Genomic DNA, 24,129 nt, shown 5'->3' on the forward strand with positions numbered 1-24,129 from the left:
GCTTTTCATTATAAAATAAAACTCAGAGTGTTTGCTCTGAGTTTTTTATTTATTCTTTGATATTTTTGTTTAAAATTTGTTTTAATAAGCTGTAATCCTTTTCGCTCATTGACTTCTTCGGAAACATATAATTGTACTTTCCTTCAAGGGTAATAAATTCGTTATTACTGTCGAAATAATTAAAATCTTTCCATTCGCTAGTCTCTTTTTCACTGTCAATATTTACGGTGAAGAAATTTTGATCGAATGTGATTTCGTAGATTTTACAGTTTTCAAGTTTGTTTAAATAACTGTTAACCTGTTTTTTCCATCTAGAAACCTTATTAATACTTACAGAAAGAAAAACAGCACAAAGCAAAAACAGAAAACTTACAAAATAGAAAATCCCGAATTTCTCTTTTGTAAAATCATCTTTAAAGAAAAACAGAATCAATAAAATTAATCCAACAACAATCGTCGTAACTGTTTTTCCTCTCGTTGTCGATGAAAAAAACAAACTTCCCTGATTTCCGCTAAAATAGATGCCCTCGAAATCCTGTCTTTTAGGTTTTAAAACAATTACCTTTTCTTCGCTCATAATTATTAATTTGTTCTGACGTCTGCAAAGATAGAGTTTTCATCTTATCCTCAATAGATTCCATCAACAATCAACCACAAACTATTAATGATCTTCATATTTGTCGTTGATTCTCGAAAGTTTGTTCATCAGTTCACGATTTCTTTGCTTTAAATTTTCCATTTTTTGAAGCATTTCATGAATGACTTCCAATCCGGGAAGATTGATTTCCAAGTCGTAATGCCAGTTTGTAAACCTCTCAAATATTGGTAAATCTTCATACATCAGATAACGGATTTCATTTTCTGTCTGAATATTCAGCAATCCGGAATCTACCAATTCATCAAAAAAAGTGATCTCAATATTGTATATTTTTACGAGTTCTTCTCGCGATATTTTTTCACTCATTGCTTAGGAATTTTTAAGTTGTTCAAAAAGTTCTTTCTGCTTTTCAGTCAAATTTGTTGGTAATTTTACGTCATAAGTCACAAACAAATCTCCAAATTGTCCGTCTTTTTTGTAGACCGGAAAACCTTTTCCTTTTAATCGTACGGTTGTTCCGCTTTGAGTTTCGGGTTTTACTTTAAGATTTACACTTCCATCAAGCGTATTTACTTTTACGTCGCCTCCCAAAACCGCGGTATACAAATCAATCGGAACTTTTGTTTTTAAATCATCTCCAATTCTTTCAAAATTCGGATCAACAGCAATATTAAATGTAATGTATAAATCGCCATTCGGACCGCCATTAAAACCTGGATTTCCGTGACCTTTTAATTTGATTTGCTGTCCATCATAAACTCCTGCCGGAATCGTAATTCTGACTTTTTTACCATTAATATCAAAGGTTTGTTGGTGAGTTGTTGAAGCTTCTTTTAAACTTAAATTCAGTTCCGCATTAACGTCCTGTCCTTTGAATTTCCCCGAAGCACTTCCTCTCGAACTTCTACCGAAACCTCCTCCTGCTCCACCAAACATATTTTGGAAAAAATCTGAAAAATCTTCACCTTCCCCAAAATCAGCACCGGAAAATCCCCCTCCGAAATTTCCTCCCTGACTTTGATATTGTCTTTGCTGTTGCTGAGCTTTTTCATATTCTTCGCCATGTTTCCAGTTTTCACCATACTTGTCGTATTTTGTACGATTTTCGGCATTACTGAGAACTTCATTGGCCTCATTCAGCTCTTTGAATTTCTTTTCAGCTTCCTTGTCATCGGGATTAAGATCCGGATGCAGTTTTCTTGCTAATTTTCGGTAAGCTTTTTTAATGTCTTCCTGTGTTGCGTTTTTGTCTACGCCTAAAATTTTATAGTAATCTATATAAGCCATAGAAACGATGTTTACTCAAATTTAAGAATTTTATGACTGAAATTTATATAACGGAATGTTAAAAATTAAGCTATCTTTGATTAAAAAGCACGCATGAAAGAAGTGTTGAAAAACTACTCGGGAATCTTATTTTTACTTTTGGGAATCACTGTCGGAAGCATCATCGGAGTTGTTGCGCCGAATATTGTTGATTATCTGAAACCTTTAGGAGATATTTTCCTGAATCTTCTTTTTGTGAGTGTGGTTCCTTTGGTATTTTTTGCCGTTTCCAATTCGATTGCATCATTAGAACAGGAATCCAAATTTGGAAAAATCATGGTGACAATGGCTTTTACTTTTTTGTTTTTTATTTTAACAGCAGCTGTTTTCACTATTTGCGCAGTGTATCTGTTTCCGGTTTCTGGAGTTTCAGGAAGTAAGGAAATTGTGGAAGAAGCGACAAATAGTGACAGTTGGGGAAACAGAATTGTAGGATTTTTTACCGTAGGAGAATTTACCCAGCTTTTCTCAAGACAAAATATGTTGGCTCTTTTGATTTTTGCTTTTATGACAGGATTTTCAGCCAGAAAAGCGGGAGAAAAAGGACAGGCTTTCAGAGCGTTTATTGCTTCCGGATATGAAGTGATGAAAGAATTGCTTTTATTAATTATGAAAATTGCTCCGATTGGTTTGGGAGCGTATTTTGCTTTTCAGGTGGCAACTTTAGGACCTCAACTTTTCGGATTTTATGCTAAACCTTTAGGACTTTATTATATTGCCGGAATAATCTATTTCATCATATTCTTTTCATTTTATGCTTTCATTGCCAACGGGCAAAATGGGGTAAAAAGTTTTTGGAAAAACGCTATTTATCCAACATTAACAGCTTTGAGTACATGTAGTAGTTTTGCTACAATGCCTGCAAATTTACAGGCTGCATCGAAAATTGGCATTCCGAGTCAGATTTCTAATATTGTGATTCCGATTGGGACTACTTTGCATAAGAATGGTTCGTCGATGTCTTCTATTATTAAAATCTATGTAGCTTTTTTAATTATCGGAAGAGATTTTTTTGATCCGATGAATTTATTGTTAGCATTAGGAATTACTGTTTTCGTAAGTATTGTTGCAGGTGGAATTCCGAATGGAGGATATATTGGTGAAATGCTGATGATTTCGGTTTATAAATTACCTCAGGAAGCCATTCCTGCAGTGATGATTATTGGAACTTTGGTTGATCCTTTGGCGACTGTTTTAAATGCAGTTGGACAATTGGTAGCTTCGATGTTTGTGAATCGGTTTGTAAAAGTTTGATTCTATTTTAAACACAAATTACACAAATGTTTTGCACTAATTTTCATTAATGACTTTATTTAAATTGATATGAACTCTTTTTATAAAAATATAGGATTACATGATCATTTGAACTTCAGTATAGAGATGGATTCTTCTGAATTTGTTGAAAATCTGAAAAAAATTACTTATAAAACAAATACGACTTTCATATCATTTGTTCCTGATAATGCCATTCCTACACGATTTGAATATCGGGGAATTATCCATAAAGATCATTTCACAATTAAAAGAAGGTTACATTTCTTCGATTTTAATGTTCTTCATTCCATAATAAAAGGAAATATTTCAGAGGAAAATAATGAAACACTGATTAAAATAGAATTTACACCTTTTGTTACTCATTTTCTCGCTTTGATTTTTTTGCCTTTTTTTTGTTTATTTATTGCTATACAAATGATTAAAGCTGAAAACAATTATTTTATCATTGCTCTTCCGATAATTTTAACAGTCATTCAGTATTACGGTTTGAAAAGATGTATAAAAAGAGACAAGTATGATTTTGAAAGAGAATTGAACTTTATTGCTCAAAAAAATAATCAGTTTAAAAACTACAAATAAATTATTCGCTTCGTTTTACAGGTTCTAAATTTTCAAGTTCTTCACGAGTGAAAAGCTTATAAATGACCTTAAATGTTTTTCCCAAAGGCGTTTCCAAGGAAAATCCACCTGGTCCGAATCCGTCTGTAACATCTAATGTGAAGTGAGAATATTGCCAATATTCGAATAAATCGCGGTCGATCCAGAATTCGTGATGGTTGATAGTTCCGATCATGGCATCGTTCATTCTTGGAAAATATCCTCCTTTTTCGAAACATTGCGGCTGTGTTCCTTCACAACATCCTCCTGCCTGATAAAACATCAGATCTCCATGTTTTTTTTCGAGTTCCCAGATCACTTCCAAAGCTTTTTCTGTGACGGCTACTCTTGATATTTTGGTTTCCATTTTTTTTGTTTTGTTGAATTAATTACCTTGTATAAAGGCTTATCATAATTTTTGTCATTCCACAGGAATAACAAAGACGCTGAATTACTTTATTTTATTATTTCTTTGAGATTGCTTCGTCGCTTCGCTCCTCGCAATGACCTTTAGTAAAGTTATAAAAGTTCGGCGAAATTTCATTTCGCCGAACCCATAAAATTCAATATAATTTAGCTTGGACTTCCTGCAATATCAAGAACGATTCTTCCGTCGATCTGTCCGGCTTTCATTTTATCGAAAACTTCATTAATATCTTCCAGCTTCGCAGCCGTTACAGTTGCTTTTACCAAACCTTCATTGGCAAAATCAAGCGCTTCCTGAAGGTCTTTTCTTGTTCCAACAATTGAACCTCTTACTGTTATTCTCTTCAGAACCGTTTCAAAAATCGGCAGTTCGAAAGATCCCGGAGGAAGACCGTTTAAAGCGATTGTTCCTTTTCTTCTTAATACATCGATTCCCTGTTTGAAAGCGATTGGTGAAACAGCTGTGATCAATGCACCATGCATTCCGCCAACTTCTTTATGTAAATATTGTCCGGGATCTGTTTCTTTTGCGTTAACAACCAAATCTGCTCCTAGTTTTTTCGCCAATTCCAATTTATCATCTGCAACATCAATCGCTGCAACATGCATTCCCATTGCTTTTGCGTACTGAACTGCAACATGTCCCAATCCACCGATTCCTGAAATGGCAACCCATTCTCCCGGTTTTGTTTCTGTTTCTTTTAAACCTTTATAAACTGTAACTCCCGCACAAAGAATCGGAGCAATTTCTAAAAAGTTGACATCCGATTTTAAATGTCCTACATATCTTGAATCTGCAATCACATATTCTGCGAAACCTCCATCAACACTGTAACCTCCATTTTTTTGAGCTTCACAAAGCGTTTCCCAGCCTGTGATACAATAATCGCAACATCCACAAGCTGAATATAACCACGGAACTCCAACCGCATCTCCTTCTTTCACCTGGGCTTCCGGTCCGCAAGCAACGACAATTCCGACACCTTCATGACCGGGAATTAAAGGCATTTTTGGTTTTGCAGGCCAGTCGCCATCAACTGCATGTAAGTCTGTGTGGCAAACTCCACAAGCAATAACTTTTACCAATACTTCATATCTTCCGGGTACTTTTACAGGAACTTCTTCGATTTTTAAAGGTTGTCCATAGCCTTGAACAACTGCTGCTTTCATTGTTTTTGGAATCATAGTTTGATTTTTTGAGTTAGTTTTTTGTTTGATTTTTGGATATAAATTTCCTGCTCACCCGAAATTTCAGATAAGGACAAATGGTTGTTCGCGTGAGGGATAGGAAGGGTCTCGTTTGAAAAACGAGAGTGCGGAGCACCGAAACGAAGTGGAGCCCTGGATAGCCCGACCGTTTTTCCCCGTTGCCGAGACGGGGAAAACGGGCACGCCCTAATATTTAAAATTAAAAGAAACCTAGTTTGTTTTTGTTGTAAGAGATCAACATATTTTTTGTCTGACGGTAATGATCCAACATCATTTTGTGGTTTTCACGACCGATTCCGGACTGTTTGTAACCTCCGAAAGGTGCTCCTGCAGGATAAGAATGATATTGATTTACCCAAACTCTACCCGCTTCGATGTTGCGCGGAATATTGTATAACTGATGCGCATCTCTTGTCCAAACTCCCGCTCCAAGTCCGTAAATTGTATCATTTGCGATTTTCAAAGCTTCTTCTTCATCTTTGAATGTTGTAAACGCCAAAACAGGTCCGAAAATCTCTTCCTGAAAAATTCTCATTCTGTTGTTTCCTTTGAAAATGGTAGGTTGGATGTAATATCCGTTTTCCAAACCTTCTCCAACATTGTTTACATCACCTCCAACAAGAACTTCTGCTCCTTCTTCTTTTCCTAATTTGATATAAGAAAGTATCTTATCCTTCTGAATCTGAGACGCCTGAGCTCCCATCATTACAGTTTTATCCAAAGGATTTCCTACTTTTATGGCTTTTACTCGTTCAATAACTTTTGCGATGAAAGCATCCGCAATGTCTTCCTGAACCAGTAATCTTGATGGACAAGTACAAATTTCCCCTTGGTTTAAGGCAAAAAGAACTGCGCCTTCAATTGCTTTATCTAAAAATTCGTCATCTGCATCCATTACCGAACTGAAGAAAACGTTTGGTGATTTTCCACCCAATTCTAATGTTACAGGAATAATATTTTCTGTTGCATATTGCATTACCAAACGTCCTGTAGCCGTAGAACCTGTAAATGCTGCTTTGTTCACTTTTGGATTGGTAACCAACGCTCTTCCTAGTTCTGCACCAAAGCCATTCACAATATTTACAACTCCATCAGGAAGCAAATCACCGATCAATTCCATTAAGACCATGATAGAAATCGGTGTACTTTCTGCCGGTTTTAAGACAACACAGTTTCCTGCTGCCAAAGCCGGAGCTAATTTCCAAACTGCCATTAAGATCGGGAAATTCCAGGGAATGATCTGAGCGATAACTCCAAGTGGTTCGTGAACAATTAATGAAACCGTGTCTTTATCCAATTCATTGTGAGAACCTTCTTCTGCTCTGATTACCGAAGCGAAATATCTGAAATGGTCGATTGCCAAAGGAATATCTGCTGCTAAAGTCTCTCTTACTGCTTTTCCGTTATCAATCGTTTCAACCGTTGCAATGTATTCAAGATTTTGCTCGATTCTGTCGGCAATTTTGTTTAGAATAATACTTCTTTCCGTAGATGAAGTATTTTTCCAGCTCTGAAATGCTTTTTCCGCTGCGTTAACTGCCAATTCCAAATCTTCTTTTGAAGAATGTGCCGCCTGTGTAAAATTTCTTCCGTCAACCGGAGAAACTACGTCAAAATATTGTCCGTTTACAGGAGCTGTAAATTTTCCGTCAATATAGTTATCGTATCTGTTTTTGAATTCAGGCCACTGTAATAATGTCTCTGATTCTTGTTGTGTTGTAGTGCTCATATTTGTACAATTTTAATTTTTTATCTAAAGCCAAATTACACTTACCTGTGACATTCGTATAGCACAATCGTACAAAAAAACATCAAAATCGTACAGAGCATAAATTTTATCATTTCATTAACAGTTATGTAAATCGATAATTTTCTATATTTGAGTAAAGAGGCAATAAAAAATGTTTAGAAATGAATGATAATAAATTTTTATTAAATACTCCTGAATTAAAGAAGGAAAATCAGCTTTTAAGCCTAATTGAAAATCAGACAAAATTCAATCTAAACAACTGTGAATTTAGCATATATGAAACGCACAAAGCAGCTTTCGACGTAAAACTGCATTTTGAAACCATTGCATTTACCGCAATGCTTCGTGGAAAAAAACATATGAAACTGGATAATAAGACCAATTATTTCGATTATTTTCCGGGAGAAAGTGTTTTGGTTTCACCGGGAGAAACGATGGTCATTGATTTTCCTGAAGCAGATGAAACTCCCTCACAATGCATTTCTTTAAGCCTGAATTCTGAATTCATAGAAAACTCTTTGAACCATTTAAATTACCATTTTCCAAAAGTTGACGAAACTTCGCAATGGAATATTGAACTGGACGAATTTTTTCTTTTCAACAATCAATCTTTAGCTTCTGCCACCAACAATATTATGAGAATCGCGATGGATGATAATTCGCAAAAAGATATCATGGCAGATTTTGCATTAAAAGAGCTTTTGATACGATTGATGCAGACTCAGGCAAGAGGTATGATGGAAAAAAATATTGCTAAAAATAAGTCGAGAATAGGTTTTGTGGTAGATTATATCCGTAAAAATCTTCATCAGAAATTGTCGATTGACAGTATTGCAAAAATGGCGTATGTAAGTAAATCCAACTTCTTTAAAATGTTTAAAGACGAGTTGGGAACTTCTCCTAATGAATTTATTTTACAGGAAAGAATTAACAGAGCTAAAGAATTGTTAGCAAGCCAGAATAGTATTAAGGAAACGGCTTATCAGACAGGATTTTCTGATACTAATTATTTCACGAGGGTTTTCAAACAATTGGTTGGAGTTACACCGAAAAGTTATCAGGATAAAGTTTTGTTATTAGAATAAAAAAACACCTCAAATTGAGATGTTTTTAAGATTTATTATTGAATTAATTATTCTTGATAATCATAATACCTTGCTCCTTTCAAAACAGGATTTTCCAATTCCACAGACTTCAATCCAAAGCCTTTGTAATTTTCATTGACAGAATTTTGTAACTGTTTTCTGTGAAGCTTTTCGTAAGTATCAAAATCTATTGCTGTTCTGTTTTTTAAGCCTTCAAACAAATTCCATTTTGCGACAACATTTTTCCAGTTTCCTGAAACTTTTCCGGCAAAAACTTTTGATTTTGAACCACTTCCGTAACCTAAGAATCCGATTTCTTTTCCTGCTAATTCTGCATTTTCATTGAATGAAGTCTGCAAAGCGGAAAGTAAAGCCATAAAAATAGAAGCTGTGTACATATTTCCGATTTCCGAAGATGCTCTTTGCGATTTTTCAATTTTATCATTAATAAACTGAATATAATCTTCAGATTTTGCCACAGCCTTTTGCTCTTCTAAAGTTTCATAAGAAAGTCCGTTTTCTAAGCTGTAAATTTCAGTGAAAACCCTTTTCCCATGAAAAGCATAAGGAAGGTGAAAAATAAGATATTTCCAAGCTTCATAAGGTTTATTTTTTCCTGTAATTTCCTGATAATGGTTGTATGCTTCTTTGATTCTATCCTGATAACATTGGTTAGAATATTGCCCGTCAAAAACAGGCTCATCTGTAAAAATTTCAATTTTTTCAGGAAAATTTTCAGGGGCACTTACTAAACTCTCTTTGCTAAAATGACGTCTTGGCTTGAAAAAATCGAAAACACTTTCCGTAGCGACACCCCAGTTGTTTTCAATTTCAATTAAATCAGGATTTGAGGAAACCAAAACAGCAACCGCTCCTCCTCCTTGCGTATATTCACCTGAAGAAGCCAGTTCATATTTTGCGTAATCACTTGCAATGACAACCGCTTTTTTATCAGGATTTACCCTCACAAAATCTAAAGAATTGTGAAGCGCATCAACTGCTCCGATACAAGCGAAAGTAAGATCGACAACATCACAGTTTTTAAAACATCTTTCACCGAATTCTGCTTCCAGAGCTTTTTCAACCATCTGCATTGCATAAGAAGCTGTAGGTTTTGCCGCATCTAAAGCACTTTCCGTTCCCAGATAAATTCTTGATATTTCTTTTGGACTGAGATCGTAATCTTTTATTAGTTTCAATAAAGCTTCGGCTGCAAATGTTGCTGCGTCTTCGTGTACATCAGGAAATCCTATTTTATGTAATCCTAAACCTTTCTCCAATTTGGCAGGTTCGATTCCTCTTTTTTCTGCTAAATCTTTAATTTCCAAATACAATGAAGGTACATAATAACTTGCAGCCTCGATTCCAAAAGTCATATAATTTATTTTTAATACGAATTTAAAAAATGTAAACGTTTAATCACATATGATTTTTACCAAATTTCACCAAATCTTTACATTAAATCCATTTAAATAAAAAAAGACATCTCAAAAAAGAGATGCCTCGGTGTAAATTATGAAATTAAAGTGTAAATCTTTTCGTTTATTTAATATGTAATTAGTTTTTAATGATTTTAAAATTTTCAGTTCCATTATTTGCTTTGCCAGAAATAATATACATTCCATTATTTAAAGCTGAAACGTCTATACTCCCCTGATTTGAATTGATTTTATGATCCTGAACTTTTTTTCCTGTCGTATCGTAAATCGTTAAATCATTTATTATTTCCCTAGCTGAATAATTCAGTACATTTTTTACCGGATTTGGATAATATTTTATTGATGATTTTGAAGAATTTAAAACATCATTCACACTTAAAACATCATTACTGATCGTAAAATTATCAACCAATGTAGAATATCCCTGTGCATTTTCACATTCGATAGCGATTTGATAGGTATTCGGGGGAATTCCAATATTTCCGAAAAAATACCATGAACTAAATGGTGGCTGGAATCCCATCATCATATTCCATGGATCTGTCGCTGAAGATCTATAATAGATTCTTACCCAATTGGCATTTGCTCCCTGTTGCGGGTTTATGAGATAAAAACTTATTTTCGGAGCACTTAATCCTGTTGTATTCAAAGGCGGACTTACCAATTTTGTTTTGTCCGCGGTAGATGAATTTGCGGGAAAATTAGCGAATTTTGTTCCGCCAAGAGCAGTTACTCCTGCACTTCCGGTGGTTGCAGCGGATGAGAATGTCCAATTGACACTGTTGGTTTCATAAATTTGCGTCCAACTCGATCTGGTCGGCGAACTATCCTCGAACGTTTCCGTCCATGGAAATGTTGAAATCTGAGCTTCCACGCTCATTGCAGAAAAAACTGACAGAATCGAAAAAAGATATCGATTTTTCATTTTTCTTAAAAGTAAATTTGTTTTCACTAGCATTAAATTTTAATATTAATTCGATAACAAAATTAAATTATTAAAACAAATAAATCAAATATTTTTTAAATATTATAAATAAAATTCAATAAAAATCGTTTAATCAATAAAAATAACCGCTATAAAAATAACGGTTATCATATTTTTCAATAAATATATTTTGACTTAAAATTATTTAAAATCTTCTATCGCTTTATTGATCGCATCGATCTGTTTATTAATACTTGCAGCACTTTGAGGATTTTGTTTCAAAAGTTCCATCTTTTTACTTAAACCATCTTTAAGCATTTGAGTTATCATCATTTTTACCTGTGGATTGTCCCCCATTTGTCCTTTTGCCTGACTCACCATTTTTGTAATGCTTTCGGTTGCTTTCAGGTTGTCAGAACTCATGATCCAGTTATATCCTTCTTCCGCAGATTTTCCTAATTCCGGATTCTGGAATTTGATGAAAGGATAAAACGCTGCAATCTGAGCAATATTCGACATTTGAGAAGTTACCTTGTTTTTAACGATAATAGGTAACAACTTAGTCAATAAATTTTCTGGAGCACCTTCCAAATCAATTTTATCTGCTAAAGTATTTGCTCTAGAAGGATCAATTTCAATAATTGCACTTACGGAACTTCCTTTTACGGCATTCGAAACAGCATTTACTCCTTTTTCGAAGATTGGAATATATTTTTTATCTTTTGTTTTTGCCAAAGCTGAAATTGCAGCTGCTTGAGTCAAAGTTTTTGGATCATTTGAAGCTAATTTTTCGACATCGGCACCCATCGCTTTAAATTGCTCTGCATTTGATAAATCCATCAAGTTCAATGCCTTAATTCTTATTCTAAAGAAAGGATCTTTTATCGCTGCTGCCAATAATTTTGTTGCGGCTGGATTTTTCCCAACCTGACCTTTAATTCCGTTTAATGCTTCGTTTTTGCTCTTGAATTCTTTTGAACCTAAGAACTGCATTAAATTCTGTTCAGGAGTTTTTGAATCAGTAATATCTGCCACCAAAATTCCGTCCGCATTGATGTTTACCAAATCTGCATTTTTAGATACATCAAAATTGAAAATATTTTTTGCTTCAGCATTTACCCAAACATTATATCTTTTTGGTTTCCCATTGTCATAAACATCGATTGCCAAAGGAAACTGGAACGGCTGATCCTGAGTTTGCTCAATCACTACAGCGATTTGTTTTTTAACAGGCTCAAAAGTGTAAGAATATTTGATTTTCGGATTCCCGTTTCCAAAATACCATTGATTAAAGAACCAATTTAAATCCTTTCCTGAAACTTTTTCAAAAGATAATCTCAACTGATGAGCTTCTCCGTTCTGATATTCATAGGTTTTTAAATAGTCATTTAATCCTGCAAAGAAAGCATCGTCACCTAAATAATTTCTCAACATATGAAGAATTCCGCCTCCTTTCTGATATGTTACCAAATCGAACACATCTTCACGGGAATCATAATTGAATCTTACTAAGTTTTTCTCGAAATTTCCAGGCGTCGTAAGATATTGATTTACATCTTTCATTTGATGATAATCCGCCTGATCTTTTCCGTATTTATATTCGTTCCAAAGGTATTCCGAATAGTTGGCAAAAGATTCATTTACAGTAAGATTGCTCCAACTTTCTGCCGTTACCAAATCTCCAAACCATTGGTGGAATAATTCGTGAGCAATTGTATCTTCCCAGGTATTTTCGTCGATTAATTGTCCCGGCTTCTGCAAAATATCGCTTCCATGAAGAGTTGCTGTCGTATTTTCCATTGCCCCACTCACATAATCTCTTCCTGAAATTTGTGCATATTTCGCCCAAGGATAATCGTAACCCAATTTTTTAGAGAAAAATTCGATCATTTCTGGAGTATTTCCGTAAATCTGTTTCGCGTAAGGTTCATATTCTTTTTCGATATAATAATCAACCGGAATATTTCTCCATTTGTCTTTTACGATTGCATAATCACCCACTCCCATGAAGAAAAGATAGGTTGAATGTCTTTTATCCATCACCCAATGATCCGTTCTCAATCCGTTCGCTTCTTTTTGAGAATCTTTTAAGAGTCCATTGGAAAGTGTCACGTATTTATCAGGAACCGTCATGTAAATTTCCTGAGTCGTTTTCTGGTTGGATTTATCAATCGTCGGGAACCAAGCCGAAGAAGATTCCGTTTCACCTTGAGTCCAGATTTGTGTCGGTTTATCAGGATCTTTTCCTTGAGCATTAATGAAATACAGACCTTTTGCATCATTAATTGCCGCACTTCCCTGTTGCTTCACTTCGTTCGGACGAGAAGTATATTTGATGTAAACCGTATAATCCTGATTTTTCTGATAGGTTTTATCTAAACTAATTTTCAAAACATCATCCTTATAATCATATTTTAAAGGAGATTTTTTACCATTGATATCCAAAGCTACTTCATGAATCAACATTCCTTTTGCATCAAGCGTCAATTCGTTGGTAGGATAGAAAAAAGGAGCGGCAGTCAGCCATTCTTCTCCATTCATTTGTTCCTTCTGATAATCGAAATTTACTTTCAGCTTGGTATGTTTTAGTTCCGTTACTTTCGTGTGAGTGGCTCTGTACACCTTTTCTCTGCCCGAAATTTCGGTTTGCGCTGCTGCATTTGTGGAAAAGAAAATCCCACCCAATAAAGCAATCGATAAAATGGCTTTTTTCATTATTATTTTTTAGAATTATTTTTTGTTAAAATGTCGAAAATATCATTTACTACCGTTTCGTAATCCCCTTTTTTGAACTGTTCTTTTGTTTTATTAAAAGCTTTTTTCAGTTCACTCTCAGGATTTTCGTCGTCGATAATTTCTATAGAATCTACACCTTTCATTTGAAGAATTGCATTTTTTAACGCTTCAAGATCGGCGGTTTCTTCGGTATTTATTTTTAAATATTTCATTGTATTATTCTTTTGTAAAGGTATTTTTTGTTCCTCCCTGCATGATGATAAACTGATTTTTTGCCGGGAAAAATTCGACAACAATTCCTGCTGTATCAAATTTAAATCTTGTATTTGAAGTCGCTTCCAACGGGAATGCGCCTTGTCCGGTTGCTTGTGCCATCAGTTTTTTATCCTTGATAAAGATATCAATTTTTAAAGGGACATCAGTAGAAGAATACGTTCCTACATATTTCTGAAGTTCATTTTCCGGAATTTCCATTGTTTTAAAACTTGGAATTTCAAAATCTTTTCCCATTGCAGTTTCAGCCAATTTAATGGAAATTTCATTTGAATCCATATCCGTTTGATTGGTACTAAAAGCAACTGCAACTTTCAGATCCGGAAAATAAAACAAAGCCGAACTGAATTTATCGATTCCACCTGTATGACCAAATCCCCAATGTTTATCAAAAGGAACTTTAACCAAACCGTAACCATAATCGTCTACGAAATTTTTCATCTTTTCCAGACTTTCTTTTTTCACTAATTTTCCTTGTTCCAAACCAAGAATAAAGGTCAAAAGATCTCTCGGAGTCGAGATAATATTTCCAGCACCGATCGGAATTGTCATGTCCGTTTCAGATGAAACTTCATATTTCCCGTTGGTAAACTCATAAGATTTTGCCTGATTTTTGGAGGTGTCAATTTTTCCTCCAACTTCCGTTAAATTTAATTTTAAAGGTTTTGTAATTTTAGCTTTGATTAATTCAGCGTAAGATTTTTTGTATACTTTTTCAAGAATAAAACCCAGCAAAATATAGTTTGAATTGCTGTATTCATGTTTTGAACCAGGCTCAAAATCACTTTTATATTTTTTTATGATATTGACTAAACTGCTTTCGGTCTGAGGTTTTGTATTGTATTGCCAATATTCTGCTTCGTTCGTTAAGTTGTGAATTCCGGTTCTGTGTTGCAATAAATTTTCGATAGTGATTTTATTTGCATTGGGAATCTCAGGATAAAAATCTGATAATTTTTTGTCTAAAGATATCTTTTTCTCTTCCAAAGCTTTCATCATCAAAACTGCCGTAAATGTCTTACTAATCGAACCAATTCGATATTGAGTTTCCACATTTGCTTTCTGCTTTTTTTCAACATCGGAAAATCCAACCACTTTAATGAAAGTCGGACGATCATTTTCCGCAATGGCAAAACTTCCCATCACTTTATGATGCACAAACAGGGAATCAAGATAATTGCTCAGTTTTTCCTTTACATTATTCTGAGAAAATGCAACGCTCGAAATGCTGATTGTAGAGAGAAGAAGTAACTTTTTAAACATATTCTGAGATTTAACGAATAAGTTGAAAAATTTCAGGAGATGTTACAAAAAAAGTGAAGTTTTGAACTTCACTTTTTAGTTTATTTTTTGTTGAGAATATCTTTTAATTTTTTCGGATCTTGTTTGCAATGCCAGAATAATTTAATAAAAATCTCATTTGTCTTTATTTCATAAATCAATTTGATTTGCCTCTTTCCAACAAACACATACTTTACACTTGGAAATTTTTCAATAGACGGATGTTTTATAATACCATCAATTATTGTCTGTCTGAATTTTTTAATATCATTCTCTAAAACAGCAATTTCTTTTACAGTCCATTTAGCCCTTAGAAAATCAATAATTTCGTCTAGCGATATTCTCGCGGTTTCTGAAATTATTATTTTCATTTTTTATTAAATATTTCAGTCAATAAATCATCAGTAAGTTCCTGAGTTTTTCCGTTCTTGTAATCATTCTCACTTTGCTCCATTACTTTTGCAAAATATTCTGAATTTTCAATTTCTTCCCAAGAATATGTTTTGTCATTTTCAGAAACTTCAATATTTGTAATACCTTTTATTTGTGATAAAAGTTTTTTGATAAAGGGAACATCCGCATATTCATCTAAACTGATTTTAATTTCCATAATTTCTGTATTTTAATCAAAGTTAATGAAATTATTATCAAAAACTTAAATCGCAACAGGCGCTTTAATTCCTGGATGCGGATCATAATTTTCTAATGTAAAATCTTCAAAATCGAAACCGAAAATATCTTTAATTTCTGGGTTTAATTTCATTGTCGGAAGAGTTCTTGTTTCTCTGGACAATTGTTTATTTACTTGTTCAAAATGATTATTATAAATATGAACATCACCAAAACTATGAACATAATCTCCTACTTCAAGATCGCAAACCTGCGCAACCATCATCAATAATAACGCGTAACTTGCAATATTAAAAGGAACTCCAAGAAAAACATCTGCGCTTCTCTGATACAATTGAAGCGACAATTTTCCATCCGCCACATAAAACTGGAATAACGCATGACAAGGCGCTAAAGCCATATTCGGAATTTCCGAAACATTCCATGCAGAAACGATCAACCTTCTGGAATCAGGATTTTTTTTGATCTGGTCGATAACTTCTGTAATCTGGTCAACAACTTTTCCATCTGCTCCGTTCCAGCTTCTCCATTGTGCTCCGTAAACCGGTCCTAAATCTCCATTTTCATTCGCCCATTCGTTCCAGATTGAAACTCCGTTATCTTTTAAATATTTGATATTGGTATCACCTTTTAAAAACCATAGCAATTCATAAATTATAGATTTCAAATGCACTTTCTTAGTCGTAACCAAAGGAAAACCTTTCGACAAATCATATCTCAGTTGATACCCGAAAACGCTTCTTGTTCCCGTTCCCGTTCTGTCGGTTTTATCTGTTCCGTTATCTAAAATATGTTGTAAAAGGTCTAAGTAATTTTGCATCTTCCTGAAATTTTATCGTTAGGCTTGTTGTTCAAACTTTTTTATTTTGCTGTTGGAGTTTCGCAAAGGCGCAAATCGTATTATAAAATACTGTTTTTAAGGCGCAAAGATTTTATCTACGATAAAATTTCACACTTTTTTATTCTATAAATACTTGCTGAAAATCTATGATTTTCTTGCGCCTTAATAAGCAATTTCAAAAATAAAAAAATTTGCGCCTTTGCGAAATTCCAACAAAATCCCCAAGCAAATTTATTTAAACAAAATGTTTAAAAACCCGCCGTTGATTTTTTGCAAAATAAAGGATTTTTAATGGAAAAAAGTTCTTTTATAATTGGAAATTAAAAATCTGTAACGATAGAAAAAAGCAATACTTCTATAAAATCGGGCTGTTCGTCTAATAGTTTTGATTTTCTTTCGCAGATGAAGGAATTTTGTCACTGTAAATAAGAAAGATAATGAAAAAATACCTCACCATAGCGCTCTTCATCGGAATCCTTGCTCCGGCTCAAAAAGTATGGACGCTACAGGATTGTCTGGATTATGCGGTAGCAAATAACATCACGGTAAAGAAAACCGTTCTCGACAAAACAACTGCCCAACTGAATTATCAGCAGCAGAAAAACAATAAGCTTCCTACGATCTACGGTTCGTCTTCATTAGGATTAACCAACGGTTCGAGTATTGACCCGATCACAAGTAGTTTCGTAAATCAAAATATTTTATCAAACAGTTTTGGAATAAGTGGAAACATTGCAATATATCAGGGAAACAAACTGAATCTGCAGATCGAACAAAATAAAATGATCTTAGATCAATCTTCTCTATATCAAAAGCAAGCGGAAAATAATATTGTTCTGAATGTTCTGCAAACGTATCTGCAATCTTTATATTATTATGAAGGAATTGAAATTGCCAATTATACAGCCAATTCTTCTGCTCAGGAACTGAAGCTGACTCAAACTAAATATAAAAACGGAGCGATCTCAAAACTGGAACTTGCCGATGTAGAAACTCAGAATGCACAGAATCAATATACGGTCGTAAGCAGTGAAAACCTTTACAATCAGCAGGTTTTAAAATTAAAACAATTATTAGAACTCGATCCGAGTGTAGATTTTGAAATTGAAAAAACTTCGCTTCCCGATATTGAAGAATCTATTCCGGATAAACAGCAGGTTTTTGCTCAGGCAACGGAAAATCTTCCTGATCTTAAAATTTATGATGCACAGAATGAAATTTTAAACAAAGCATTACAAATTACAAAAGCAGGATATAAACCAACACTTTCTGCAACAGCAGGACTGAATACAGGTTTTACAAGCACTCAGGATTTTTCATATTTAAATCAGGTTAAAAACAATTTCAACAAATCTGTCGGACTTTCGCTTAACATTCCGATTTTCTCGAAAAAGCAGAATAACACCAATGTTGAACTTGCTAAAATAGATATTGAACAAAATCAACTGGATAAAATAAGTGCCGGAAAAACATTGTATTCAAGCATTGAAACCGCTTGGCAAAATGCTATCGCGAATCAGGCTCAGCAAAAATCTTCGAAAGTTGCGAGAGACAATGCTAAACTTTCCTACGATTTATCAAACAAAAAATTTGAATTCGGAGGATTAACGACAACCGAACTTTCAGTAAGCAGAAACACGTATTTGACCAATGAACAAACCTACATACAATCAAAATACATGGCTGTTTTGTATACGCAATTACTGAATTTTTATCAGGGGAAAATTTTAACGACAAACTAAAAGTAACAGGAAAATATCAAAGTTATGAACCCAAAATATAAAAAAACTTTCAGAAATTCAATCATATTTTTGGTAGCAGCCATCGTGCTTGTCTTCGGTTATCAGTTTTTTACAAAAAGTAAAGATATAGAAATCACTGTCCAAACAGTAAAATTGGCAAAACAGGATGTTACAACTTCTGTTACTGCAACAGGAACTGTAGAACCCGTCGACACTGTTCAAGTGGGAACGCAGGTTTCGGGATTAATCAGAAATATTTATGTTGATTATAATTCGCAGGTAAAAAAAGGACAGCTTTTGGCTGAAATCGATAAAACCAACCTTCAGGAATCGGTGAATAATGCTCAGGCTCAATATAATTCAGCTTTAAATGAGCTTAATTATCAACAGCAAAATTTTAACCGTCAGAATAACATGTTCAAAGCTGGTGTGATCAGCAGATCAGATTATGAACAAGCTTCTTATCAGGTGAAAAATGCTCAACAATCGGTAAATCAAATGAAAACAACTTTAGCACAGGCAAGAACCAATCTAAGTTATGCCAATATTTACGCTCCGATTGATGGAATTATTTTAAGTAAAGAAGTTCAGGAAGGGCAAACTGTTGCCGCAAGTATGACGACTCCTACCCTTTTCACGATTGCAAAAGATATTACAAAAATGCAGGTTCAGGCGAATGTAGATGAAGCAGATATTGGAAATGTTCAGGTTGGTCAACGTGTGACTTTCACCGTGGATGCTTTTTCTGACACAGAATTTAACGGAACGGTAAGAGAAATGCGTCTGAGTCCAAAAACCTCTTCTAATGTTGTGACCTATACCGTTTTGATTGATGCTGATAATTCTGAACAGAAATTAAAACCCGGACTTACGGCAACGATAACGATTTTTACAAAGGAATTAAAAGGAACGAATACAATTCCGGCGGCGGCGATCAGTTTTAGTCCGGATTCCGAAACATTGAAAAAATATTATCAGAAAAATAAAATCAACGCCAACATTCCTGAAACAAAAACCGGAAAAGGCAAAGAAAAATACGTCTGGATCAAAAATAATGACGGAAGTCTTTCTCAAAAGAAAATTACGATCGGAATTAATGACGGAATTAATGTCGAAGTAAAAAGTGGATTAACAGAGAATGAACAAATTGTGACTTCTTTAGACGAACAAACGGAAGCTGTAGCAAAATCAGATTCCGGAGAAAGCAGCCCGTTTATGCCGAAAAGACCGAGTAACAATAATAAAAAAGCGGATTCAAAACCTCCGGGAAATTAATTTGGTTGTTGGTTGATTGTTTTTAGTTGATGGAATTTCAACTTTTAAATTTAATCTAAATGCAATCAACCAACAACTATCAACCAACAACAAAACAACAATGAAATCAATCATCAAAATAGAAAATCTGAAACGTGAATTCCGAATGGGTGACGAGATTGTTCATGCATTGAAAGGAATTGATTTAACCATCAATGAAGGCGAATTTGTAACGATCATGGGAACCAGCGGTTCGGGAAAATCTACTTTTTTAAATACATTGGGATGTCTCGATCAGCCAACTTCCGGAACATATGAGCTGGACGGTGTTTTGGTAAAAGATTTAAATAAAAATCAGCTTGCCGAAATTAGAAATACCAAAATTGGATTCATCTTTCAGTCGTACAACCTTTTAGCAAGAACAAGCGCGTTGGAAAATGTTGAGCTACCCTTGCTTTACAATCCTTCCATTTCTTCGGAAGAAAGAAGAGAACGAGCCGTAAAAGCCTTACAACAGGTCGGTTTGGAAAGCAGAATGGAACACGTTCCGAGCCAGCTTTCGGGAGGACAGCAACAGAGAGTTGCTATTGCTCGAGCATTGGTAAATCATCCGGTTATTTTATTAGCCGATGAAGCTACCGGAAACCTCGATACAAGAACGTCTTATGAAGTAATGAACCTTTTTCAACAATTAAATGATGAAGGAATTACGATCGGATTTGTAACCCACGAAGAAGATATCGCAAAATTCAGTAAACGAACGGTGATTCTCCGAGACGGAATTATTAAAGAAGATAAAATGGTAATGAACAGACTCATTGCGAAAGCTGAACTGGAAAAATTACCAAAACCAGAATAACGTATATCAAATTATATTAGCTAAAATGAAGAGGATGTAATGCTGTTATCTTTTGCAGATCCGACATGAAGAGGATCAAAATATGAAGTGAAGTTGTTTTTAGAGTGTTAATGTAGGACGGATCTGCAAAAGATTTTTACGAATTTATTAAATGATATTTTTTGTTGTTAAACGCAAAGGCGCAAAGTTTTTTTATTTATCTAACTTTTTTAAGGCGCAAGAAAATCAAAGATTTTCAGCAAGGACTTATAGAATAAACTGTATTCAATTTTATCGCAGATAAAATCCTTGCGCTTTGAAGCATTGTAATATTTACAACTTCGCACCTTTGCGTTTACCAACAAAAAAATCAAATATTATCAATAAAAAATAGACAATTATATTAATTAGTTCCATAAAAATGAAGATGATTTGAATGCTGTTTTATCCTTTGTAAATCTGACATGAAGTTGAGATTTTTTGTAAATCAAAATTGTTTTAGAGTGTTATTAGTTAGCGTAGGACAGATTTGCAAAGGATATTTTTTAATCCAAAAAATGAAATTATGAATTTCTCAAACTTATTAAAAATAGCCTGGAAAGCTATTATCCTTAATAAAACCAGAGCCATGCTTACGATGCTCGGAATTATTATCGGTGTAGCTTCCGTTATCGCGATGTTGGCAATCGGTGAAGGTTCGAAAGAAAGCATCAAGAAAAATATTTCGAGTATGGGTGCGAATTTGATCACGATTCGTCCAGGAGCTGGAATGATGGGCGGTGTACGTTCCGATCCTTCTGCAATGCAAACTTTAACTTTGGCAGATTATAATACGCTAAAAAAAGAAGTGAAATTAATCAAAGAAATTTCGCCTTTGGTGAACGGAAGCGGACAAAGTATCGCAGGTTCCAAAAACTGGCCGACCTCAATTTATGGCTCATCTCCGGAATATTTAAAAATCCGTGATTGGGGCGTTGAAAAAGGTTCTATGTTCACTGATGACGATATAGAATCTTTCGGAAAAGTCGTGGTTATCGGAAAAACTGTTCAGGAAAATCTTTTCCCAAATGAAGATCCTATTGGAAAAATGATTCGTTTTAAGAATATTCCATTTAAAGTTATTGGCGTTTTAAAGGAAAAAGGTGAAAATACTTTCGGACAGGATCAGGACGATATTATTATTGCGCCTTACACTGCGGTTCAGAAAAGAATTTTAGCACAGACTTATCTTCAGTCGATTGTGGCTTCCTCTTTAAGCGAACAGGATTCTGAAGCTGCCGTGAACGAAATAAAAACCGTCATGGAAAAACAACATAAGGTAAAACCTAATGAAGACAACGATTTCAACGTATCGTCTCAACAGGAAATTATCTCTATGTTCAGTTCTACCAGTGAAATGTTGACGCTTTTATTGGTTGCTATTGCAAGTATTTCCCTAATTGTCGGCGGAATCGGAATTATGAATATCATGTACGTTTCTGTAAAGGAAAGAACTAAAGAGATTGGTCTGAGAATGGCAATTGGTGCAAAAGACAAGGATATTTTGATGCAGTTTTTGATAGAATCTGTTTTAATAAGCATCACGGGAGGCGTTTTGGGAGTATTTATTGGTTTAATTGCAACCTTTGGAATCAAATATTTTGCGGGATGGCCCGTTAATATTACAATGGTTTCTATTGTGATTTCATTTGCAGTTTGTACGGTAACAGGAGTATTTTTCGGATGGTATCCTGCGAGAAAAGCGGCTCAGTCTGACCCGATCAATGCATTGAGATACGAGTAAATGACTGTGATGTGATTGTTGGAAATCGCAAAGGCGCAAAGTTGTAATATACTAGACGTTTTAAGGCGCAAGGATTTTATCTTCGATAAAATTTTACGGTTTTAATTCTTAAATCTTTACTAAAATCTTTTGTTACACTGAGCCTTTCGAAGTGTTCTTGCGCCTTAAAAACAGAAGCAGATAAAAAAATCTTCATTAACCTTTTGTGCTTTTTGCGATCAAAATAAAAGTATACTTCAGTTCAACATAAAAAATGTAGGAGAAATGGTAGAAAAAATTCTAAATTCACTTATTCAAAAGTTCCATAGAGCTAGATTTTTTGAAGGTTTAAAAAAATATAAATTTTAAAATCTAAAACCTGTAAAATGGTTAATCTAAAAAATAAAAACGTTGAAATCAGCCTGCATCTGTTGATCTGGCTGGTTTTATTTTTTCTTCCGGCAGCGTTTTCGGTCGGTTCGGATGCAGATTGGAAAGATCTTTTCCGTCATTTTTGGTTGCAGCTTCTTTTTTTGGCAGTTGTATTTTATGCTAATTATGGTTATTTAGTAAAACATCTTTTTGAAAATAAAAAAGTATGGTTTTTTGTTGTCAATTTATCATTGATCTTAATATTAATATTTTTTAAAAATCAAATTTCCGACTGGCTCGAACCCAGACATCACAATCCCGACGGAAGAAGACCTCCGACAGCTTTATTCTATTTTATGGATACGCTGATTTACATGATTCCGGTTGCGTTTTCTATTGCAATTAATGCCGGAAAAAAGATTCAGAAAGCAGAGGAAATGAAAATTGAAGCCGATAATATTAAACTACAATCTGAACTTCAGCATTTAAAATATCAACTTCAACCGCATTTTTTCTTCAATTCATTAAATAATATTTATTCTTTAATAGATTTTGATCAGGAAAAAGCGAAACACAGCATTCACAGTTTAAGCAAGTTGATGCGACATCTCTTGTATAAAACCGATGTTGAAAAAATAAGTCTTTCCGAAGAAGTTGAATTTTTAAATAAATATATCGAATTGATGTCTTTGAGACTGACCGATAATACAAAAGTTTATACGAATTTTCCTAAGATAATTCCTGAGATGAAAATTGCGCCTTTGCTTTTTATTTCAATCGTTGAAAATGCTTTTAAACACGGAATTTCGGCAACACACCATTCTGATATTCATTTTAAAATGGAAATTGTTGATAAAGAAATTCATTTTACGGCTTCCAATTCTAATTTTCCGAAAACTGATGCAGATAAAAGCGGTTCGGGAATCGGTGTTGAAAATCTTAAAAAAAGACTTAATTTGCTGTATCCCGAAAAACACGAATTTCATTCTCACTTGAACAACGGAATGTATATTGCGGAAATAAAAATCATAACAGATTAACATGAAAAAATTGACCTGCCTGATTGCCGACGACGAACCAATGGCTTTAAATTTAATCGAAAATTACGTCCTGAAAACGCCTTTTTTAGAATTAAAAGCCAAATGCAGCAGTGCGATTGAAGCCATGCAAAAGTTGGAAGAAGAAAAAGATATCGACCTGTTTTTTCTTGATATTCAAATGCCTGATTTGACAGGCTTGGAATTTTCAAAACTGCTTCCACAAAAAAGTAAAGTCATTTTTACCACAGCTTTTGATCAGTATGCAATTGACGGCTATAAAGTAAATGCGTTGGATTATCTTTTAAAACCATTCGATTATACAGAATTTTTGAATGCTGCAACAAAAGCCAGAAATTATTTTGAAAGTCTTTCGCCAAGTTTGGAAAAACCGGAAAAAAAGCAGGAATTTTTCTTTGTAAAATCTGAATACAAACAAATTAAAATCAATTTTTCCGAAATTCTTTTCATTGAAGGATTAAAAGATTATGTGAAAATTTTCCTGAAAGACAATCCAAAACCGATCTTAACTTTAATGAGTTTAAAGAAACTGGAAGAAGAACTTCCATCGGAAAATTTCATGAGAATTCACCGTTCTTACATCATTGCACTCGATAAAATTGAGGCAATTGAAAGAAATCATATCGTGATTGGTGAACAGCAAATTGTCATTGCTCCGAATTACAAAGATTCTTTGATGGAATATATTGGCGGAAAAAGTTTTTAAATAAAA

23 protein-coding genes are annotated in these 24,129 nt (G+C 34.2%); 9 read left to right on the forward strand and 14 right to left on the reverse strand.

The window, feature by feature from the left end; genetic code table 11:
* Positions 1-49: 49 nt before the first annotated feature.
* The 3 genes from ABD940_RS03190 to ABD940_RS03200 form a co-directional block, all read right to left on the reverse strand.
* Positions 50-577, reverse strand: a complete 528-nt coding sequence (locus tag ABD940_RS03190) for a Rossmann-fold NAD(P)-binding domain-containing protein (protein ID WP_345200265.1) — start codon at positions 575-577, stop codon at positions 50-52.
* Between the two features lie 84 nt (positions 578-661).
* Positions 662-964 (reverse strand): chaperone modulator CbpM, encoded by a 303-nt coding sequence (locus ABD940_RS03195; RefSeq protein WP_345200266.1) that lies wholly within the window; start codon positions 962-964, stop codon positions 662-664.
* A gap of 3 nt (positions 965-967) precedes the next feature.
* A complete protein-coding gene (locus ABD940_RS03200; RefSeq protein ID WP_345200267.1) occupies positions 968-1,885 on the reverse strand; it encodes a DnaJ C-terminal domain-containing protein in 918 nt (305 codons plus the stop codon).
* Positions 1,886-1,978: 93 nt separating this feature from the next.
* Here ABD940_RS03200 and ABD940_RS03205 point away from each other — a divergent pair, with 93 nt between their 5' ends.
* Positions 1,979-3,178, forward strand: coding sequence for a dicarboxylate/amino acid:cation symporter (locus tag ABD940_RS03205; protein ID WP_345200268.1), 1,200 nt, complete (start codon positions 1,979-1,981; stop codon positions 3,176-3,178).
* A 69-nt stretch (positions 3,179-3,247) separates the two neighbouring features.
* Positions 3,248-3,778 carry a hypothetical protein gene (locus ABD940_RS03210; RefSeq protein WP_345200269.1) on the forward strand — a complete coding sequence of 177 codons (531 nt, stop codon included), beginning with the start codon at positions 3,248-3,250 and terminating at the stop codon, positions 3,776-3,778.
* 1 nt (position 3,779) lies between these two features.
* Here the strand turns inward: ABD940_RS03210 and ABD940_RS03215 are convergent, their stop codons facing one another.
* The 3 genes from ABD940_RS03215 to ABD940_RS03225 form a co-directional block, all read right to left on the reverse strand.
* Entirely contained in the window at positions 3,780-4,163 is a 384-nt protein-coding gene (locus ABD940_RS03215) for a DUF779 domain-containing protein (RefSeq protein WP_345200270.1), read from the reverse strand.
* 206 nt (positions 4,164-4,369) lie between these two features.
* Positions 4,370-5,407 carry an alcohol dehydrogenase AdhP gene (gene adhP, locus ABD940_RS03220; protein ID WP_345200272.1) on the reverse strand — a complete coding sequence of 346 codons (1,038 nt, stop codon included), beginning with the start codon at positions 5,405-5,407 and terminating at the stop codon, positions 4,370-4,372.
* Positions 5,408-5,630: 223 nt separating this feature from the next.
* Entirely contained in the window at positions 5,631-7,160 is a 1,530-nt protein-coding gene (locus tag ABD940_RS03225) for an aldehyde dehydrogenase family protein (protein WP_345200273.1), read from the reverse strand.
* Positions 7,161-7,342: 182 nt separating this feature from the next.
* Between ABD940_RS03225 and ABD940_RS03230 the strand changes: the two genes are divergently transcribed.
* Positions 7,343-8,266 (forward strand): helix-turn-helix transcriptional regulator, encoded by a 924-nt coding sequence (locus ABD940_RS03230; RefSeq protein ID WP_345200275.1) that lies wholly within the window; start codon positions 7,343-7,345, stop codon positions 8,264-8,266.
* A gap of 47 nt (positions 8,267-8,313) precedes the next feature.
* On the opposite strand, the gene ABD940_RS03235 is transcribed toward ABD940_RS03230, so the two are convergent.
* From ABD940_RS03235 to ABD940_RS03270, 8 genes are all read right to left on the reverse strand, one after another.
* Positions 8,314-9,642 carry a hydroxymethylglutaryl-CoA synthase family protein gene (locus ABD940_RS03235; RefSeq protein ID WP_345200276.1) on the reverse strand — a complete coding sequence of 443 codons (1,329 nt, stop codon included), beginning with the start codon at positions 9,640-9,642 and terminating at the stop codon, positions 8,314-8,316.
* A 181-nt stretch (positions 9,643-9,823) separates the two neighbouring features.
* Positions 9,824-10,630 (reverse strand): T9SS type A sorting domain-containing protein, encoded by an 807-nt coding sequence (locus ABD940_RS03240; protein ID WP_345200278.1) that lies wholly within the window; start codon positions 10,628-10,630, stop codon positions 9,824-9,826.
* 201 nt (positions 10,631-10,831) lie between these two features.
* Positions 10,832-13,345 carry a M1 family metallopeptidase gene (locus tag ABD940_RS03245; protein WP_345200280.1) on the reverse strand — a complete coding sequence of 838 codons (2,514 nt, stop codon included), beginning with the start codon at positions 13,343-13,345 and terminating at the stop codon, positions 10,832-10,834.
* A gap of 2 nt (positions 13,346-13,347) precedes the next feature.
* A complete protein-coding gene (locus ABD940_RS03250; protein ID WP_345200281.1) occupies positions 13,348-13,578 on the reverse strand; it encodes a hypothetical protein in 231 nt (76 codons plus the stop codon).
* 4 nt (positions 13,579-13,582) lie between these two features.
* The gene (locus tag ABD940_RS03255; protein ID WP_345200283.1) at positions 13,583-14,902 is read right to left on the reverse strand and encodes a serine hydrolase domain-containing protein; all 1,320 of its coding nucleotides are present in this window, start codon (positions 14,900-14,902) and stop codon (positions 13,583-13,585) included.
* An 80-nt stretch (positions 14,903-14,982) separates the two neighbouring features.
* Positions 14,983-15,291, reverse strand: coding sequence for a type II toxin-antitoxin system RelE/ParE family toxin (locus tag ABD940_RS03260; protein ID WP_345200284.1), 309 nt, complete (start codon positions 15,289-15,291; stop codon positions 14,983-14,985).
* The gene (locus tag ABD940_RS03265) at positions 15,288-15,530 is read right to left on the reverse strand and encodes a hypothetical protein (protein WP_345200285.1); all 243 of its coding nucleotides are present in this window, start codon (positions 15,528-15,530) and stop codon (positions 15,288-15,290) included. The genes ABD940_RS03260 and ABD940_RS03265 overlap by 4 nt, the downstream gene beginning before the upstream one ends.
* A gap of 45 nt (positions 15,531-15,575) precedes the next feature.
* On the reverse strand, positions 15,576-16,370 hold the full coding sequence (locus tag ABD940_RS03270; protein ID WP_345200286.1) for a thymidylate synthase: 795 nt from the start codon (positions 16,368-16,370) through the stop codon (positions 15,576-15,578).
* A 458-nt stretch (positions 16,371-16,828) separates the two neighbouring features.
* Between ABD940_RS03270 and ABD940_RS03275 the strand changes: the two genes are divergently transcribed.
* The 6 genes from ABD940_RS03275 (at position 16,829) to ABD940_RS03300 (ending at position 24,123) form a co-directional block, all read left to right on the forward strand.
* The gene (locus ABD940_RS03275) at positions 16,829-18,133 is read left to right on the forward strand and encodes a TolC family protein (protein ID WP_345200287.1); all 1,305 of its coding nucleotides are present in this window, start codon (positions 16,829-16,831) and stop codon (positions 18,131-18,133) included.
* A 24-nt stretch (positions 18,134-18,157) separates the two neighbouring features.
* A complete protein-coding gene (locus tag ABD940_RS03280; protein WP_345200289.1) occupies positions 18,158-19,408 on the forward strand; it encodes an efflux RND transporter periplasmic adaptor subunit in 1,251 nt (416 codons plus the stop codon).
* 100 nt (positions 19,409-19,508) lie between these two features.
* Positions 19,509-20,246 (forward strand): ABC transporter ATP-binding protein, encoded by a 738-nt coding sequence (locus tag ABD940_RS03285; protein ID WP_345200290.1) that lies wholly within the window; start codon positions 19,509-19,511, stop codon positions 20,244-20,246.
* A gap of 544 nt (positions 20,247-20,790) precedes the next feature.
* Positions 20,791-22,008 carry an ABC transporter permease gene (locus tag ABD940_RS03290; RefSeq protein WP_345200291.1) on the forward strand — a complete coding sequence of 406 codons (1,218 nt, stop codon included), beginning with the start codon at positions 20,791-20,793 and terminating at the stop codon, positions 22,006-22,008.
* Between the two features lie 365 nt (positions 22,009-22,373).
* The gene (locus ABD940_RS03295; RefSeq protein WP_345200293.1) at positions 22,374-23,399 is read left to right on the forward strand and encodes a sensor histidine kinase; all 1,026 of its coding nucleotides are present in this window, start codon (positions 22,374-22,376) and stop codon (positions 23,397-23,399) included.
* Position 23,400: 1 nt separating this feature from the next.
* On the forward strand, positions 23,401-24,123 hold the full coding sequence (locus ABD940_RS03300; protein WP_345200294.1) for a LytR/AlgR family response regulator transcription factor: 723 nt from the start codon (positions 23,401-23,403) through the stop codon (positions 24,121-24,123).
* The last annotated feature ends 6 nt before the right edge of the window (positions 24,124-24,129 follow it).

The organism is Chryseobacterium ginsengisoli, from assembly GCF_039542325.1.
Classification (GTDB): Bacteria; Bacteroidota; Bacteroidia; order Flavobacteriales; family Weeksellaceae; genus Chryseobacterium; species Chryseobacterium ginsengisoli.

What these genes read in the sequence shown, in the direction of transcription:
- ABD940_RS03190 (WP_345200265.1), bottom strand. Translation starts at nt 577, where the DNA reads ATGAGCGAAGAAAAGGTAATTGTTTTAAAACCTAAAAGACAGGATTTC.
- ABD940_RS03195 (WP_345200266.1), bottom strand. Translation starts at nt 964, where the DNA reads ATGAGTGAAAAAATATCGCGAGAAGAACTCGTAAAAATATACAATATT.
- ABD940_RS03200 (WP_345200267.1), bottom strand. Translation starts at nt 1,885, where the DNA reads ATGGCTTATATAGATTACTATAAAATTTTAGGCGTAGACAAAAACGCA.
- ABD940_RS03205 (WP_345200268.1), top strand. Translation starts at nt 1,979, where the DNA reads ATGAAAGAAGTGTTGAAAAACTACTCGGGAATCTTATTTTTACTTTTG.
- ABD940_RS03210 (WP_345200269.1), top strand. Translation starts at nt 3,248, where the DNA reads ATGAACTCTTTTTATAAAAATATAGGATTACATGATCATTTGAACTTC.
- ABD940_RS03215 (WP_345200270.1), bottom strand. Translation starts at nt 4,163, where the DNA reads ATGGAAACCAAAATATCAAGAGTAGCCGTCACAGAAAAAGCTTTGGAA.
- adhP (WP_345200272.1), bottom strand. Translation starts at nt 5,407, where the DNA reads ATGATTCCAAAAACAATGAAAGCAGCAGTTGTTCAAGGCTATGGACAA.
- ABD940_RS03225 (WP_345200273.1), bottom strand. Translation starts at nt 7,160, where the DNA reads ATGAGCACTACAACACAACAAGAATCAGAGACATTATTACAGTGGCCT.
- ABD940_RS03230 (WP_345200275.1), top strand. Translation starts at nt 7,343, where the DNA reads ATGAATGATAATAAATTTTTATTAAATACTCCTGAATTAAAGAAGGAA.
- ABD940_RS03235 (WP_345200276.1), bottom strand. Translation starts at nt 9,642, where the DNA reads ATGACTTTTGGAATCGAGGCTGCAAGTTATTATGTACCTTCATTGTAT.
- ABD940_RS03240 (WP_345200278.1), bottom strand. Translation starts at nt 10,630, where the DNA reads ATGAAAAATCGATATCTTTTTTCGATTCTGTCAGTTTTTTCTGCAATG.
- ABD940_RS03245 (WP_345200280.1), bottom strand. Translation starts at nt 13,345, where the DNA reads ATGAAAAAAGCCATTTTATCGATTGCTTTATTGGGTGGGATTTTCTTT.
- ABD940_RS03250 (WP_345200281.1), bottom strand. Translation starts at nt 13,578, where the DNA reads ATGAAATATTTAAAAATAAATACCGAAGAAACCGCCGATCTTGAAGCG.
- ABD940_RS03255 (WP_345200283.1), bottom strand. Translation starts at nt 14,902, where the DNA reads ATGTTTAAAAAGTTACTTCTTCTCTCTACAATCAGCATTTCGAGCGTT.
- ABD940_RS03260 (WP_345200284.1), bottom strand. Translation starts at nt 15,291, where the DNA reads ATGAAAATAATAATTTCAGAAACCGCGAGAATATCGCTAGACGAAATT.
- ABD940_RS03265 (WP_345200285.1), bottom strand. Translation starts at nt 15,530, where the DNA reads ATGGAAATTAAAATCAGTTTAGATGAATATGCGGATGTTCCCTTTATC.
- ABD940_RS03270 (WP_345200286.1), bottom strand. Translation starts at nt 16,370, where the DNA reads ATGCAAAATTACTTAGACCTTTTACAACATATTTTAGATAACGGAACA.
- ABD940_RS03275 (WP_345200287.1), top strand. Translation starts at nt 16,829, where the DNA reads ATGAAAAAATACCTCACCATAGCGCTCTTCATCGGAATCCTTGCTCCG.
- ABD940_RS03280 (WP_345200289.1), top strand. Translation starts at nt 18,158, where the DNA reads ATGAACCCAAAATATAAAAAAACTTTCAGAAATTCAATCATATTTTTG.
- ABD940_RS03285 (WP_345200290.1), top strand. Translation starts at nt 19,509, where the DNA reads ATGAAATCAATCATCAAAATAGAAAATCTGAAACGTGAATTCCGAATG.
- ABD940_RS03290 (WP_345200291.1), top strand. Translation starts at nt 20,791, where the DNA reads ATGAATTTCTCAAACTTATTAAAAATAGCCTGGAAAGCTATTATCCTT.
- ABD940_RS03295 (WP_345200293.1), top strand. Translation starts at nt 22,374, where the DNA reads ATGGTTAATCTAAAAAATAAAAACGTTGAAATCAGCCTGCATCTGTTG.
- ABD940_RS03300 (WP_345200294.1), top strand. Translation starts at nt 23,401, where the DNA reads ATGAAAAAATTGACCTGCCTGATTGCCGACGACGAACCAATGGCTTTA.